This is a genomic window from Limnofasciculus baicalensis BBK-W-15, from assembly GCF_024178385.1.
GTDB classification, from domain to species: Bacteria; Cyanobacteriota; Cyanobacteriia; order Cyanobacteriales; family Coleofasciculaceae; genus Limnofasciculus; species Limnofasciculus baicalensis.
The window spans coordinates 1-1,648 of record NZ_JAMZMM010000656.1; the positions used below are offsets into that span (position 1 = coordinate 1).

Consider the following 1,648-nt stretch of genomic DNA (forward strand, 5'->3'; position numbering starts at 1 on the left):
AGTCCACATTTACAGTAAGTCTCAGGTATGTGAGGTACAGAGAAACCGGGTTTCTCTTGTGTACTTCATAAACCTGCAATCTGCTGTATGTATCGCGGAGAATGTCGTTTATTTTTTTTTAACACAGAGGTACGCACAGAGGTACGCAGAGGATGATGGGGATTTGTCTCGTGTCTAAAAAATCAGCCAAATGACGTAAGGAATTCATCATTATGGCTGATGCGCAATCGGTTGGGGATAGTAGAGAATTGTATTGACACCAAAAAAACTAGTTGATTGAGGGCTTGCGCTGTGGAGTCGGTTTATAGTCATTGCGCAGCCTTTTTTGTTTTTTGTTTATAAGTGAAATATGTTTTAACATGGGATCTCGTCCATTCCATTCGTCAGGACTTTATTAATTCAAAACTCAAAACTATCCCCCCATTCCCTGGACAATTGCCCCAAGCTGAAACCCTGCCGGATAAGTGCCTTCCATTTTAATTCGTTTGATTTCTGCCTCTGAAATTGGTAGATTTAACTTAGTTGCGATCGCGCGGACAATATCTCCTCTATCAATTACTCCTGCAATCGCATCTGCTGGAGTAAGTACTGTCAATCTTTTAAGTTGCCTAGTTTCCATCTTTTGGATTGCTTCTACTAAAGTAGTTTTTTCGACAACAGTGGGAATTTCTGATAAACTATGGGCTATTGTCTCTAATTTATCTATCTCCCAACGGCTCCGTTCGATCGTCTGTAAGTCTTCAATGGAAACTAAACCCTGATAACGTCCGTGAGCTGCGGCGTAGTAGGGTATTGGGGTTCGATTATCTGCCAAAATATATTGGTCAGCAAAATCCCGTAAACTCATCGTGCCATCTATTACTCGATAGTCACGAGTCATGGCATCTGATGCGACTAGCTGAAGTAAAGTTTCTTGTAGTTTGGTAAGTTGATCGTAGGCATCAGCATTGCGGAAGACAAAGCTACCGATTAAAGTCAGCCAAATTGCTGAGAAATCTCCCGTCTTCAATACCAGTAATAATCCTAGCGCGATCGCAAATCCTCCAATAACTTTACCAGTTCTCGCGGCCCAATGGACTCCGGCGAAGCGGTTTCCAGTAATTTTCCATACCGCCGCTTTCAATACTTGCCCCCCATCTAGAGGTAATCCGGGTATTAAGTTAAATAGTCCTAATACTAAGTTAATGGTAGCAATATCTAAAACGACACTATATGCTAAACCAGAGCTAGCGATCGTTTTACTGAGGAGGTAAAATAAACCAGATAGAATTAAGCTTACTACAGGTCCTGCGATCGCAACTTGAAATGCTCCCCCAGGTGTCTTAGATTCCCTGTCAATGGCGGCAATTCCGCCGAAAATAAATAGGGTAATCGAGTTTACCTTAATTCCTTGCGATCGCGCTACTAAACTATGTCCCAATTCGTGCAATAAAACTGAGCCAAATAGCAATAGTGCCATGACAAACCCAGTCCCCCATGCTACCACAGACCGAAGCGTTGGGTCGAACTCCCCTGCATTGATTGCCGTGACAAAGAGGAGAATGAAAAGCCAAGAGGGATCTATAAATAATGGAATACCAAATAATGAGCCAATTTGCCAATTTTTCTGCATGTTTTTTTTAGGGAGTGGGGAGTGGGGAATGGGGAG

Annotated in this window: 1 protein-coding gene; it reads right to left on the reverse strand. The window is 42.5% G+C overall.

Annotated features, from left to right (window positions below; translation table 11 throughout):
• Positions 1-412 precede the first annotated feature (412 nt).
• Positions 413-1,648: site-2 protease family protein (locus NJ959_RS29200; protein WP_373693739.1), on the reverse strand; the 1,236-nt coding region annotated here is incomplete at its 5' end.